Below are 13,017 nucleotides of genomic sequence, written 5' to 3'. Positions count from 1 at the left end.
CCAGGATGGACGATTCAATAGATATGAAGGCGCGCTTCAAAGCAGTCAGAAACGAAGCGAAGGAGACACGCGCATCGCTTTACCATCTCACGAATCAGTGCAACTTGCGATGCAAGGGGTGCTGGTTCTTCGAAAACGAATTCGACGTCGCATCGGATGAGTTAAACGATGCGTCGTGTCTCGAGGCGCGCGTGAAGGATGAGGCCGAACGCGGGATCAATGCGCCATTGCTGATAGGCGGCGAGCCTGCGTTGTATCTCGACCGGATAAGCATATTCCGGAAGCACATGCCGAAGGTGTCCGTTTCGACAAACGGCCTTCGACGAATCCCTTTCGAGGGTTTCGAAGACATCACCATCGCGGTCTCTGTATTCGGTGGCGGGCCGCTCGATGACGAACTGCGAGCGATTGGTCCGAACGGGAAGCGTTTCACCGGCTTGTTTGACAAGGCGCTGCGGAATTATCGCGACGACGAGCGGGCAGGTTTCGTATACGCCGTGTCGATCGACGCAATTGCTTATATCGAAGAAACGGTGTGCAAGATCCGAGATAACGGAAATCGCCTGCTGTTCAATTACTACAGTCCATACGATGTCGCCGGGCCGCTTCGCCGACGTGGTGAGGAGCGACTCCTGGATGTGTTGCTCGAATTGAAGGTGAAATATCCGGAAACAGTGGCGAGCCATCCCTACTATCTGGCTGCACTCATGCGTGGGGAGACCGCGTGGGGAACATTCGACCGTACCAGTTGCCCGAGTGTCAGCGAAGCTCATCCGCAAAACGCCATACGTTTCGCGTCGGGGTGGCCCGCGTTGCCGAAATTCAACGCGTATCGTGCAGACATGCATTCGCTGGCGCGCTGCTGCACATCGCGAGAATGCGCGAAGTGTCGAGACAGCCAGGCCGTGATGTCATGGTTGCTGGTCAATGCCAGGCACGTCATGCAGGAAGACGACGGGCTTAGAACGTGGACGGAAGTGGCGGAGAGCTATTTCAGTCAGTTCGTCTGGTCGAGATACCATCCGCGTAATCGTCTCGCGCATGTGTCGAGTCGCGTACATTGCAATGACGCGATGGGCGGCTTGTCCGGAAAAGAAAAAGCCCGCTGCAGCGGGCTTTTTCCTTGAGATCTCGATGAAATGCTCAGACGTTGAACAGGAAGTTCATCACGTCGCCGTCGTGCACGACATATTCCTTGCCTTCCGCGCGCATCTTGCCGGCTTCCTTCGCGCCTTGCTCGCCCTTGTACGAGACGAAGTCGTCGAACGCGATCGTCTGCGCGCGGATGAAGCCGCGCTCGAAGTCGGTGTGGATCACGCCGGCAGCCTGCGGCGCCGTGTCGCCGATATGGATCGTCCACGCGCGCACTTCCTTCACACCCGCGGTGAAGTAGGTCTGCAGGCCGAGCAGCTTGAAGCCTGCGCGGATCACGCGGTCGAGGCCCGGCTCTTCCATGCCCATGTCGGCGAGGAACGCTTCCTTGTCCGCATCGTCGAGATCGGCGATTTCAGCCTCGATCGCCGCGCACACGGCAACGACCGGCGCATTCTCGCTTTCCGCGTATTTGCGCACCGCGTCGAGGTGCGGGTTGTTCTCGAAGCCGTCGTCCTTCACGTTGGCGACGTACATTGCCGGCTTCGCAGTGATCAGGCAGAACGGTTTGAGCAGCGCCTCTTCGTCGTCCGACAGCGCGAGGCCGCGCACGGCCTTGCCCTGGTCGAGCTGCGCGCGTACCTTCTCGAGCACCGCGACGAGCTTCGCCGCTTCCTTGTCGTTACCCGACTTCGCAGCCTTCGAATAGCGCGTGAGCGCCTTCTCGACGGTGCCGAGGTCGGCGAGCGCGAGTTCGGTATTGATCACTTCGATGTCGTCGATCGGGCTGACCTTGCCGGCGACGTGAATGACGTTCTCGTCCTCGAAGCAGCGCACGACGTGCGTGATCGCATCGGTTTCGCGAATGTTCGCGAGGAACTGGTTGCCGAGGCCTTCACCCTTGCTCGCGCCCGCGACGAGGCCCGCGATGTCGACGAATTCGACGACGGCCGGCACGACGCGCTCGGGCTTCACGATTTCGGTCAGTGCCTTCAGGCGCGTGTCGGGCACTTCGACGATGCCGACGTTCGGCTCGATCGTGCAGAACGGGTAGTTCTCGGCGGCGATGCCGGCCTTGGTCAGCGCATTGAACAGGGTGGACTTGCCGACGTTGGGCAAGCCGACGATGCCGCATTTGAGACTCATGGAATCCTTCGGAAATTCAATAGGTTACGGCTGTCCCGTGAGTTGCCTCAAGCGCTCCTATAGGGGCATGCGCAGCAACCGCTGGACGAATCCGGGGACGGGACAAAGGACAGAAATCGGGGCGTTAGACCAACGATTTTGTACGAGTTTTGTCCACGAAAATGTCAATTGTAACGCTTTCGGACGTGCTTCTAGGCAAGCGGGCGGGTGAGCCGGGGACCATCTTGAGGGACAAGGTTTTGTGTGGACTATGCGTCCGAATCGGGAGGCGCGTGCAGACCTTCTGCGTGGCGACCAGTGTTCGCGGAAAGCAAGTCAGGGTGACGCTGGGGCGATGGCCGCTGATTTCCGTCGCTCAGGCCCGTGAGCTGGCCCTCCCGATTCTTCGCAAGTGCCGTGAGGGGGAATACTCGGTGGCAGCGGTACGGGTCCAATTACCGACCCTACGGGAGGCACTGGCGGAATACGCGAAGGCGAAGAAGGTAAAGCCGTCCAGCTTGACCCGGTATGAGTCGCTGCTGAAGACCCACTTCCCGGAGTGGCTTGATAGGCCAGTCTCAGCTCTCCGTGAGTCGGCCTTCGGGGATCACTGCCATAAGTTCGCTCAGACCAAGGGAGCGGCGCTGGTGGACCTTGGGCGGGCAATTATCGGGTCAATCACCAGCTACCTTGGAGCGGTTTATGGCGTGACCATTGAAAGCCCGTTTGTGAAACTGAGGGCCGCTGGGTTGTTGCCGGGGCGGCCAGAGGCGAGGGCGCGGACGTTGACGGAGGGAGACCTACCGGCATGGCATCGGGCGGTCGGTGCGCTGCCTGAGCTTCAGCGGGATTATCTCAGGCTGGTGCTACTGACTGGACTTCGCAAGAACGAGGCAAGCGAGATCAAGCGCGCAGATGTGGATATGGCGGGACTTGTCCTCACAGTCCCAGATACCAAAGGTAAGAAGCCGCATACGTTACCGATAACTGAGCCCATGCGGGAGATACTGGAGAGGCGCGCCGCACGCGGGGGTGCGGAGGTGCGATTGTTTGGTGGGATGTCTGCAGACCACGTTACGGAAATGGCAGAGCGGGCGGGAGCGCCCACTTTCACATTGCATGACCTCAGGAAATTGTTGGCCAGTGTCGGGGCTCGATTGGGCATCGGAGACGCGGTGCTCAGACGAATCTTGGGACATGCTCCTAAGCGCGGAGACGTATTGCATCGGCACTATGTGAGTCTCGCGGAGCGTGACGTTATACGAGCACTGATGACCGTCCAGGTAGCGCTAAATTGCGCTCCATGAGGTATAGAGCAAATGGGCGGCGGCGATATTCGCCGCAAAGACATAGGCTCATGTGTAAGAAATGCGGTATAACTTCAGTTGAAAATTTACCGATCAACTGTGATTCAGATAAGGGGAAACATGGGCACTGTCTCGGCACCTAAGGTATTTGTCAGTCACGCAAGCGAAGACAAGGATAGATTTGTAATCCCATTTGCGACGGCGCTACGTGGTAAGGGGGTGGATGCTTGGGTGGATAAGTGGGAAATGCTTCCCGGGGATAGTCTAGTGGACAAAATTTTCGAGGAGGGATTGAAAGAGGCTGCCGCTGTATTAATTGTAATCTCCCCTGTCAGTATTTCTAAGCCGTGGGTTCGAGAAGAATTGAATGCCGCAGTGGTGAAGCGGATTGAGAAGGGAACGAAATTAATCCCCATCGTGCTGGAAAGTTGCGCTGTTCCTGGAGCGCTAAAATCGTTGGTCTGGGAGTCGGTTAAGGATGTCGGTGATTTTCAGCATTGTTTGAGTCGTGTCGTGGATGCTGTCTTTGGTTTTACAGAAAAGCCACCTATTGGGGAACCCCCTGCATACGTGTCCAATACTACACTGTCTCAGATCAGTGGGTTATCGTTTAGTGATAGTTTTGTGTTGGCTGCTTTGTATTCCCGATTCCTTTCAGAAGGACGGAGCTACATCTCACCAGATGACATTGTGAGTGCTGCTGCGGAGCATGAGTTGGATTCTTCTATGGTTTCGGAGAGTCTAGAGGTGCTTGCACATCAGGGCTACGTTGAACTCGTCAAGCACATGGGGCCGGGCCCGTATCATTCACGGATTGACACTTTTGGAGTGTCTAAGATGCTCGGGGCGGAGGAGGAGCCGCTTGTTCAACAAATCGGACTTTGCATCGTTAATGATGGGTTGACCCACAATGGCGCGCTTGCAGAAGCGTCCCAACAACCAGTGCCGCTTGTAGATCACGCTATCCGACTCTTGGAAGGGCAAGGTTATCTTAAAGCAACGCGGTCGCTTAGTGGTAATACGAATATCTATAATGTGAGCCCGATGCTTCGGCGCGCGCTGACCGCTTGATGGTCGATGGGCTATCGTGTTCTCGAAGCCTCCCTTGGAAGAGGCTTCGCCTGGAATTTGGAATTCAAGTTAATTTTTCTTTATGATGCTAATTGAGTGCCTGACGCTTGCACTGCCTCCTCCCAAGTCAAGCGAGATATTCCAGTAGCCAGAGTGAGGTGCGGCTATCCTGGCTGGAAGGATTTTATAGAATCCACCAAAATACCGAAACTGCCGCCCACTGCGGTAGCTTTGAAAGTTTTGGTCGTCTGTCAGGTGGATGTTGCATTGATGTGAGCAGTTGACGACAACCACATCACCTTCTTCTAGATATTCGCGTTTATGCAGAAATGACATCGCATCTCTCCAATTTTGATTGTTATCCGAGGATGGTTAAGAGTAGCTTTGCTTGGAATGTTTTGTGATGGGTATGCACGTGCGCTGCACCTACGCCTACAAGAAGCGCGGCGGGAATGATCTTTTTCAAGGTGGTCCCCTGTAGCGTATCGGAAGTAGTTGTCCTGGGCGTAGCAAATCCACGCGCAGTGCTCTGATACTACACCGGCCTTCCTGTTATTTCGACCGGTGCTTATGGTCTCCAAATGTTGGCCGGGAAAATCTCAGAGGGTATCTGATAAAGTCCCGCCACGGAATTCCCCCCGGTGGCCCTCCCGAATCTCGCGAGCACGCCATCATGATGCGCATCCGATAACGCGCGCGATTCCTGACGCGTGGGCGCGCATCTTTCCAGTCCGTTTAGCAGTAGGTGAGCATGCTGAACCCGTATGTCGCGATTGGTCGGGCCGTGATGATGGCTCAGGCGTTTGAGACTGCAATGGTCCCAATTTTCGAGCTATTCAAAATTCACACGGACCCTGACTATCACGCCAAGACTGGCGGCTACATTCCAGAGGGTGCATTTAAGGCACCCATGAAAAACATCCTCAAGGAACTGGCGAAGAGGGGCAGCATCGCGCCGGAACTGGAAGCTCAGATTGATGCGTTCATTGAGAACCGCCACAAGCTCATACATCGATGCATCCAGACCTACGGGTGGCCAGATGACGGCGACGAAGCCGGGTTTGCTCCTATAGTGGAGTTAGCTGGGAAGGTCGAGGAAGCGGCTAGGAGCCTTACGCGCGCTATTGTTGGTTACGTCGTAGTGTACGCAGCCCCCGAATGGGCGACAGCAAACCCCGATGAATACAAAGTCAAGATGGCGGGCATCTTCCAGCACGCAGGGGTGGAAGGCGGTCCAAAACCGTTCCCTTCCGGACATAGGTTGGCAGAGGTGTCCGAAAGTGTGCTTGTAAGATATTCGGACATGCCGTAAGATTCGGACATATATTTCGTACAGGTGTTCGCTATGTCCCGTGTCTTCGCTTACTGCCGTGTGTCCACTTCAGACCAGTCCACTGAGAATCAGCGCTTAGAGATTGAGCGGGCAGGGTTCGCCATTGACGCCCGGCGCATCGTGGAGGAATCCATCAGCGGCTCCGTGGCGGCCTCTGAGCGCCCCGGCTTTACTCGTTTGATGGACCGCATGGAGTCAGGTGATGTACTGGTAGTGACCAAGCTGGACCGTCTGGGCCGCAATGCGATGGACGTGCGGTCCACCGTGGAGGCGCTGGCTGAGCTGGGGGTGAAGGTCCATTGTCTCGCATTGGGCGGGGTCGACCTGACCAGCGCAGCGGGGAAGATGACCATGCAAGTGTTGTCGGCAGTGGCAGAGTTTGAGAGAGACCTACTCATCGAACGGACCAATGCCGGTATCCAGCGAGCCCGCACGGAGGGGAAGCAATTCGGCAGGCCGTCTGCGCTGACTGCTGAACAGCAGGAGGACGTGGCGCGGAGACTCGCTCAAGGCGACGCGGTGGCTGCACTTGCGAGAGACTTTAAGACCAGCCGTCAGACCATCATGCGACTGCGTGAGAAGGGGGAAGCCGGTGCCTGATGCGTTGCCAAGCGTGACAGTGGTTTACTTCAGCGCGTAAACTTTCGGCTCCGTAACGACGACCAAAGAAGAAGCGTCATGAGCGAGTTCATGCAGCCCACGCCGGAGCAAATCCGCCAGATCATCCAGAAGCATGGGATCACCCGTAGCGAAGCCGCTGCAATGGTCCACGTCAGCATCAACGCTTGGCACAAGTGGAGCGCCAGCGAGGGCAGCGGGGATCACCGCACCATGCCTCTGGCTGCTTGGGAACTGCTGCTATTGAAATTGGGTGAGCATCCAAGCAAGAAGCTGATTGATAAATAACCCCATTGGGGGTATTGTTTCACAACGGCAGCGCATCGGGCGCGCCGATAACTTAGCGAGTTAGCGAATGTTCCAGATCACCATCAGCACCCTCCGTTTCTCCTTCAGCATCGACCAGGGCACCGCGTCCCTCCGCATCGGCTCCCGTGAATTCCTGCTGCTCCGTGACTACGTTGAGCGCAACCGTAAGCCCCGCCTGTTGGAAACCTTCCGCGACACTGAAGCCCGTAGCTGGGAGGCGCTGGTGTTGCGTCGTTGGCTGGTCTCCAGCTCCCCGGCCTGAGCACCTCCGGATTCGATAGAGAATCCCGTCTGCCCCTAAGAAGCGCCTCCCGGAAACGGCTGGCGCTTTTTTGTTTCCATTCGGCTGGATGGCAAGCTGGGCAAGACTCTAGCGCCGCTACGGCCGTCTATCCCCTCACTCTCGCTCAACGCGCCGCTTCGCAACCCTTGTGCAGCAAGCGGGAGGGGGATTCAGAGCATCTAGACCCTCCCCAGCGTTGCCTTCGATGACCGCATTAGCGTGTGCGTGAGCACACCTATTTTTTGGAGTTCGGCGTGTTCTGCGTGCGGGCTCTTTCCTACCTCCTGTCCTCTCGCTTCCATGCCCGTTCGGGTAGGCATGGGTGCGCCTTTCCACTACCCGTATTGACGATGAACTATGCCCGCATCCAATTCACCTCAGCTCATCACGAGCCGCCCTGAAGTCCCCGTAACGGGTCGTCAGGTCTTCTACACCCCGCAGCAGGGCCAGCCGGTGGACACCTACCACGCTCCCTCGCAATCCGGCGACGCTGAGCTTCAGGGCCTCATCACGGGGCTCCAAGCGTTCAACCCCGCCCTCCAGCAGTACACGGACTTCCAGAACCAGCAGGATGCTTTCACGGCCCACAAGGCGGGCACCACGGCTGGTGAGCTGGCCGACGCGAGCCTGATCGATGCGCAGACCGGGGGCATCAAGGTCCCGCCTATGCCGAACGACCTGAAGGTGGAACCTGCGTTCAACGCGACGTTCGCTGAAGGCTACCGCAACTCGGTCGGCCTGAAGATTGCCAATCAGGTGCAGAACGACATCCTGAGCGCGTACCAGCAGAACAAGAACACCGACGACTTCGACTCCGAACGCTTCCTGCATGAGCAGGTTGCGGAGCACACCGCTGGCCTCACGGACCCCGTGATTGTCCAGCAGGTGTCAAAGAGCGTGGCCGCTACGGCTGACCAAGTTCGCAAGGACTTCGCTCAGGTCCAGTTCCAGCGCCTCAAGGAAACCGCGTTCGGCAACTTCTCCGCCGCAGCCGATGGGGTCATCGACCCGTACAAGAACCTCGACCAGATGTGGGACGGGATTCAGGAGACGCTGGAGCCGATGCGCTCGCAGATGGGCATGATGACGCGGCCGGAGATGGCCAGCATGCTGCTGGACAAGCTCAACACCATCTCCGGGCAGGCCAGCGGCCGGCCGGAGCTGTTCGACCTGTTCACGCAGTTCAAGGACCCGCACACGGGCCTGACGCTCCAGCAGATGAACCCGAAGATTGAGGCGGAAGTCACGCGTGCTCGCGAGCGTGCGGTCAATGACCAGAACCAGCGCATCGTGCAGGAACAGCAGACCGACTTCTTCAAGCGCGGCGTGGCCGACGAGGAAGCTGCGAGTCAGGGCGTGCAGCCGGACATCAATGACTTCGTGAACCGCATCGGCCCGCTGAACCAGTTCAAAACATCCACCGCAGCGCTGAGCGAGTACCGTCGGCTCCAGAACATGGCCGACTCCGCGAAGCAGAGCGTGTTGGCCGTTCAGGCAGTCGGTAACGGCACCGCATGGGCACTCGACAAGAAGGACGCTCAGGCAGCGCTCGATGTCGCTCAGGCTCGCGATGTGGATGTCCTCATGCAGGTTGCGTCCGGCAAGGTCAGCGGGGACGCCTCGCAGATGCCGGAAGTGCAACAGGCGCTCAAGTCCATCGTGGACATCACGGGCCGGTCAGGGCGTAGCGACATCGCGAACAGCCGACTGAAAGCCCTCATCGACGGAACAGTGAATGCAGTACCCCCGAAAGACGGGCAGGCTTCGAGTCAGTTTAAGTTGGCAGCAGCGCTTTATGCTGGCCTTCCTGACCAGATTCGCGCCCTGTACTTTGACGAAACAGCCTCCACGGTATTCGGCTCCTACACGCAACAGCGCGGCGCTGGCGTAGACGACAGTGAGGCGTATCACTCGGCCTACCGGTCCATCTCCCCGGAGTCTCAGAAGCTCGCCAAGGAACTCACCAGCAATCCGGAATGGAAGGCAAAGGTCTCCAAGGAAGTAGCTGGGCTGACCACGGGGCTGCTTCAGCGGATGTGGATTGTCGGGAGGTTCTTCGGTGGCACACCTCAAAACGAAGAGGCAACCAGCGCGTGGGCTCGGCTCCAGCTAAGGGACTACTACTTACGCAATCCGACTGCGAGTTCGGACCAAGCCACAGAGTGGATTCAGCAGCAGGTGCGGAGCAACTTCGTCTATGACGAGGTGAACAAGATTGATGTGCAGGTTCCGCCAAACCAAGCCAACGAACTGACTCAGGAGGCTATTCGAAATTACATTGAGAAAGCCCGCCTGAAGCATGGCGAGGATATGAACCCCGGCCTCATCTGGGGCAGGGATGGCAAGTACTCCCTCTCTGCGTTCATCAACGGCGCTCCGATTCATAAGCTGGCTGACGTGACGTTCGGTCAGATCATCAAAGAGACGGCGGAGACGAAGATTCTGTCTCAGGATGAGCGGTCAGCTCTGGCAGCCCTTAAGGGGAAACTGAACGAGGGCTCGGCAACTTCGCAAGACATTATCAACAACGATCAGGTGTTGGCGAAGGCAATGAATCTTGGGCAAATCAATGATGCCACTCGTGGCCAAATTGCTAAGGTCCGCGAGGACGCGTTCAATGGTGTCCTGAGCAACGTCTTCAACCTTCCGGTATCAACACCAAGCTTCGCTGGCCTCTCGGGCTCCCGCCTGACCGGCCTTGGGTCGAAGCTACAGGTCACCCAAGCGGAGAAGTTTCTCGGCTCGGCAAACTGGACTGCATCACTCATTGCAATGGGCGAGGGGCTGGTCCTGAAGGCGACCCCTGATCCGAATCCGAAAGCTGGCCTGAACATCGGCTACGGCTACAACCTCAACGCTAACGCAGCGACCATCGGTGAAGACTTCCGCCGTGCAGGCATTCCTGCTGACTCGCTCGAAGGCATCAAGAGTGGCAAGGTTCAGATTACCCCTGAGCAGGCTGCGAGGTTGCTTGAGCTGAGCATCCCCCGATATGAAGAGCGAGCGCGGGTAGCCGCGGAGTCAGTGAAGCCACGCCTTTGGTGGATGATTAACAAGGCCCAGCGAGCTGCACTCACCGATGTGGCCTATCAGGTGGGCGACGTCGCTCAGTTCCACCGCGCCCTCGGTGCACTCGCACGGGAGGATATGGTGGGTTTCCAAGACGCTCTCAAAGTGACCTACCTGGACAAGGACGGAAACCGTAGGGAGGACACCCGCCGAAACAACCTCCGAGCCCTAATGATCAATGGCATTTCTGCTTGGAATCAGGGCTTGCTGGAGGCGTACCGATCAGTCCGCTGAAGCAGCCCGATTCGAAGAGATTGTCCGAGCCGCCCCGCCAGTGATGGTGAGGGCGGCTTTTCTTTTTTCTATTTCAAGAACCCTATGAATCAACGTAACGAAACCCTCTTGGCTCTCGATGGAGCACTGGCGCCGCTGCTGGCGGTGGTGGCTACGGCCACTGATGGAGCGGTAGCCTTCTACAACGACGGCAAAGCTGTCCAGGCGCAAAGCCCATTTGAACTCGCATTAAAGATTCGCAGCGATCAGCCCGTGGCTATCACGAAGCGCGAGGGGGAGGTTCAGTGGGGGTGGGGATTCCCCGGCTGGCAGAAGCATCGGGATGCTCTATTGATGTCGGGCTTTTCTGGGGCTGCCGGTATCTCTGATGAATTCTTGGCGCTGGCAGGTTTCGCCCGGGAAGAGATGGCGCGACTTTTGGCACTGCTTGAGGGCCTTGGGCATGTCGCTTTCGTTAGACACGGTGGTCTCGTGAAGGAGGCAGCGTGAGTATCGACGGACTGCTTCCTTGGGAGGGTGAGGACGAGCTGAAGGATGCGAAGGCTGAGGCGCTTGCCGCTCAGCTCGCATGCATCGCAAACGGTGGCCGGCCGGTAGAGACAGCAGTGAGGCGCGAGTGGGAGCCTTACGAGTTCGCCAGTAGTAACCAACGGGAAACGAACGGCGTACATGCGCAGCCTGACCTCCCGGAAATCGGCGCATTCGTCCGCACCCTCGGCGGGATCAACAGCGTGGCCATTTTCAAGGACCTTGTAGCCGCTGACCGGATGGTTCACCGCACTGGCCGATATCAGCAGCGCTCCCGCAAGACTGGCGATGTGGAGTGGTTCCGTAGCGTCAAGGTGGGGCGGGGGCATGTCGTGTACGTCACGCCTGATGGTCAGGAACTTATCAGGCAACTCAAGAAGGACGGGAAGCTGACCAAGGCGTTGACCAAACAGCCGCTCACGCCCCGGCAGAAGAGGGAACGGGAGAAGGCTCGGAAGGTGGCGAGGGAGAAGCGGGAAGCACAGGAGGTAGCGCAGGCGGTGAGCCGGCCGGCTGTCCTAGCCAAACTCGACCAGACCATTGAGGGATGCATTGAGCGGCGGGCTGCCGCTCGCGCGTGGCGGTCATCGGCGGCGAAGGAGCTGCACCGGCAGGCTGGTCATGATTTGAACAAAAATCGCTGAAAGTTGCATTCGCAACGAACGGTATTAATTTGATTCTAGCCCTCACTTCGGTGGGGCTTTTGCTTTTCTAGAGACGAGACGTATGTCAGACGTATTGTTTGATGAGCCTGAGACAAGCGACCGACACTTTAGCGGTTTCTTGGTCTCCGGAAGTGAGCCGATGGATGAGCTTGTGCAGGCAATCACGAGCGAACTTGATACAACGATGCCGAAGCGTCAGCGCGCGCGAAAGGCAGTGGACCAGCAGATGTTCGAGGCGCAGGTGGAGTCACTTGTCTGCGAAGCGATTTATCGTGAGTTTGAGAGTCAAGAACAGTGGACGACCATCCCGCGAGCCAAAGAGAAGCTAGGGCAGAAAAGCCGCTATCGCCCACCGGTCATGCGGGAGAGCATCCGGAGCGTTCTAGACGGTCTTTCCAGCCCTGCTGCGGGCCTGCTAGAACAGCGCAAGGGCGAGCCCTCCAAGCACGGGAGAGGTCAGCAGACGACGTTTAGAGCATCGGAAAAGCTGCTTGATCAGGTATCCCGTTTGGGGATTGGATGGGATGACTTTGATAGGCGAGAGGGGGAGGAAGTAATCATCCTCAAAAGCGCGCGCATCGATCACTGGAGCGGTCCGGAGCGGCTCGAATACGAGGACACGGATGAGACGGCCAAGTATCGCGAACAGTTGCAGGTAATTAACGAGTGGCTGCGGTGTGCCGACATCGAACTAGATTGTTCATCCCGGCTGGATGCTGATCTGGGCAACCGACAGCTAAAGCGCTACTTCAATTCCGGGAGGTTTGATCACGGCGGGAGGCTATTCGGCGGTTTCTGGCAGGGCATGAGTAAGGCGGACCGCACGGACTTGCTAATTGATGGGGAGCAGGCAGTGGAGCTGGACTTCAACCAAGTTGGTCCCCGCATTCTTTACGGAATGGCTGGTGTGAAGCCAGACCGTGATGCGTATGCGGTGCCCGGATTCGAAGGCAGTAGGAATGGCATCAAGAAGCTGTTTGCGGCCATGACCAATGCGGGTGCGCCATTGGAACGATTCCCGGAAAAGACCAACGGGCTATTCCCCAAAGGGACGAAAGCGGTTGAGGTGTGCGGTGCCATCCTGAAACATCACGCTGCAATCGGAGGCCGCTTCCATCGGCAGGAAGGCTTAGCGGTCATGTTCCGGGAGAGCCAGATCATGGTCTCGTCGTTGCTCCGGATGAAGGCAGTGGGCATTGTCGCATTGCCGGTCCACGATGCGGCCATCGTGGCGGCTGGCGCGGTTGAGACAGCCAAGGCCATCATGCTGGAAGAGTTTCACCAGCATACGGGCATGGCGGGGGCTGTCAGCATTGCATGATGGACAGGCCGTAAGGGAGCCAGTAGACAGACCTCAGTTCGCATTAGGGGGCTACTGAACAC

13 protein-coding genes are annotated in these 13,017 nt (G+C 57.8%); 11 read left to right on the top strand and 2 right to left on the bottom strand.

What is annotated here, in order from left to right:
- Nucleotides 1-5 precede the first annotated feature (5 nt).
- On the top strand, nt 6-1,127 hold the full coding sequence (locus HAV18_RS36610) for a radical SAM protein (protein WP_166965533.1): 1,122 nt from the start codon (nt 6-8) through the stop codon (nt 1,125-1,127).
- 16 nt (nt 1,128-1,143) lie between these two features.
- Here the strand turns inward: HAV18_RS36610 and ychF are convergent, their stop codons facing one another.
- Nucleotides 1,144-2,238 (bottom strand): redox-regulated ATPase YchF, encoded by a 1,095-nt coding sequence (gene ychF, locus HAV18_RS36605; protein ID WP_166965531.1) that lies wholly within the window; start codon nt 2,236-2,238, stop codon nt 1,144-1,146.
- Between the two features lie 161 nt (nt 2,239-2,399).
- On the opposite strand from ychF, the gene HAV18_RS40420 reads away from it, so the two are divergent.
- Nucleotides 2,400-3,524: an integrase family protein gene (locus HAV18_RS40420; protein WP_166965529.1), complete on the top strand. Its 1,125-nt coding sequence runs from the start codon at nt 2,400-2,402 to the stop codon at nt 3,522-3,524.
- A 120-nt stretch (nt 3,525-3,644) separates the two neighbouring features.
- Nucleotides 3,645-4,595: a toll/interleukin-1 receptor domain-containing protein gene (locus HAV18_RS36595; protein WP_166965527.1), complete on the top strand. Its 951-nt coding sequence runs from the start codon at nt 3,645-3,647 to the stop codon at nt 4,593-4,595.
- Nucleotides 4,596-4,664: 69 nt separating this feature from the next.
- Here the strand turns inward: HAV18_RS36595 and HAV18_RS36590 are convergent, their stop codons facing one another.
- Nucleotides 4,665-4,931 (bottom strand): DUF1883 domain-containing protein, encoded by a 267-nt coding sequence (locus HAV18_RS36590; protein ID WP_166965525.1) that lies wholly within the window; start codon nt 4,929-4,931, stop codon nt 4,665-4,667.
- A 415-nt stretch (nt 4,932-5,346) separates the two neighbouring features.
- On the opposite strand from HAV18_RS36590, the gene HAV18_RS36585 reads away from it, so the two are divergent.
- The 8 genes from HAV18_RS36585 to HAV18_RS36550 all read left to right on the top strand — a co-directional run bounded on the left by HAV18_RS36585 (nt 5,347) and on the right by HAV18_RS36550 (nt 12,955).
- Nucleotides 5,347-5,907, top strand: a complete 561-nt coding sequence (locus HAV18_RS36585) for a hypothetical protein (protein ID WP_166965523.1) — start codon at nt 5,347-5,349, stop codon at nt 5,905-5,907.
- Between the two features lie 33 nt (nt 5,908-5,940).
- The gene (locus HAV18_RS36580; RefSeq protein WP_166965521.1) at nt 5,941-6,528 is read left to right on the top strand and encodes a recombinase family protein; all 588 of its coding nucleotides are present in this window, start codon (nt 5,941-5,943) and stop codon (nt 6,526-6,528) included.
- Nucleotides 6,529-6,606: 78 nt separating this feature from the next.
- Nucleotides 6,607-6,834, top strand: coding sequence for a DNA-binding transcriptional regulator (locus tag HAV18_RS36575; protein WP_166965519.1), 228 nt, complete (start codon nt 6,607-6,609; stop codon nt 6,832-6,834).
- Between the two features lie 67 nt (nt 6,835-6,901).
- Nucleotides 6,902-7,117, top strand: coding sequence for a hypothetical protein (locus HAV18_RS36570; protein ID WP_166965517.1), 216 nt, complete (start codon nt 6,902-6,904; stop codon nt 7,115-7,117).
- A 378-nt stretch (nt 7,118-7,495) separates the two neighbouring features.
- Nucleotides 7,496-10,441 (top strand): lysozyme, encoded by a 2,946-nt coding sequence (locus tag HAV18_RS36565; RefSeq protein WP_166965515.1) that lies wholly within the window; start codon nt 7,496-7,498, stop codon nt 10,439-10,441.
- 84 nt (nt 10,442-10,525) lie between these two features.
- Entirely contained in the window at nt 10,526-10,930 is a 405-nt protein-coding gene (locus tag HAV18_RS36560) for a hypothetical protein (RefSeq protein WP_166965513.1), read from the top strand.
- Nucleotides 10,927-11,613, top strand: a complete 687-nt coding sequence (locus tag HAV18_RS36555; RefSeq protein WP_166965512.1) for a hypothetical protein — start codon at nt 10,927-10,929, stop codon at nt 11,611-11,613. Before HAV18_RS36560 ends, HAV18_RS36555 begins: the two co-directional genes overlap by 4 nt.
- 82 nt (nt 11,614-11,695) lie before the next feature.
- Nucleotides 11,696-12,955, top strand: a complete 1,260-nt coding sequence (locus HAV18_RS36550; RefSeq protein WP_166965510.1) for a hypothetical protein — start codon at nt 11,696-11,698, stop codon at nt 12,953-12,955.
- Nucleotides 12,956-13,017 lie beyond the last annotated feature (62 nt).

Source organism: Burkholderia sp. D-99, assembly GCF_011605345.1.
Classification (GTDB): Bacteria; Pseudomonadota; Gammaproteobacteria; order Burkholderiales; family Burkholderiaceae; genus Burkholderia.
This window is presented reverse-complemented; position numbering and strand designations above follow the sequence as displayed.

Bases quoted from the DNA above. Each gene is read 5' to 3' on its own strand.
- HAV18_RS36610 (WP_166965533.1), top strand. From the start codon at position 6: ATGGACGATTCAATAGATATGAAGGCGCGCTTCAAAGCAGTCAGAAAC.
- ychF (WP_166965531.1), bottom strand. From the start codon at position 2,238: ATGAGTCTCAAATGCGGCATCGTCGGCTTGCCCAACGTCGGCAAGTCC.
- HAV18_RS40420 (WP_166965529.1), top strand. From the start codon at position 2,400: ATGTCAATTGTAACGCTTTCGGACGTGCTTCTAGGCAAGCGGGCGGGT.
- HAV18_RS36595 (WP_166965527.1), top strand. From the start codon at position 3,645: ATGGGCACTGTCTCGGCACCTAAGGTATTTGTCAGTCACGCAAGCGAA.
- HAV18_RS36590 (WP_166965525.1), bottom strand. From the start codon at position 4,931: ATGTCATTTCTGCATAAACGCGAATATCTAGAAGAAGGTGATGTGGTT.
- HAV18_RS36585 (WP_166965523.1), top strand. From the start codon at position 5,347: ATGCTGAACCCGTATGTCGCGATTGGTCGGGCCGTGATGATGGCTCAG.
- HAV18_RS36580 (WP_166965521.1), top strand. From the start codon at position 5,941: ATGTCCCGTGTCTTCGCTTACTGCCGTGTGTCCACTTCAGACCAGTCC.
- HAV18_RS36575 (WP_166965519.1), top strand. From the start codon at position 6,607: ATGAGCGAGTTCATGCAGCCCACGCCGGAGCAAATCCGCCAGATCATC.
- HAV18_RS36570 (WP_166965517.1), top strand. From the start codon at position 6,902: ATGTTCCAGATCACCATCAGCACCCTCCGTTTCTCCTTCAGCATCGAC.
- HAV18_RS36565 (WP_166965515.1), top strand. From the start codon at position 7,496: ATGCCCGCATCCAATTCACCTCAGCTCATCACGAGCCGCCCTGAAGTC.
- HAV18_RS36560 (WP_166965513.1), top strand. From the start codon at position 10,526: ATGAATCAACGTAACGAAACCCTCTTGGCTCTCGATGGAGCACTGGCG.
- HAV18_RS36550 (WP_166965510.1), top strand. From the start codon at position 11,696: ATGTCAGACGTATTGTTTGATGAGCCTGAGACAAGCGACCGACACTTT.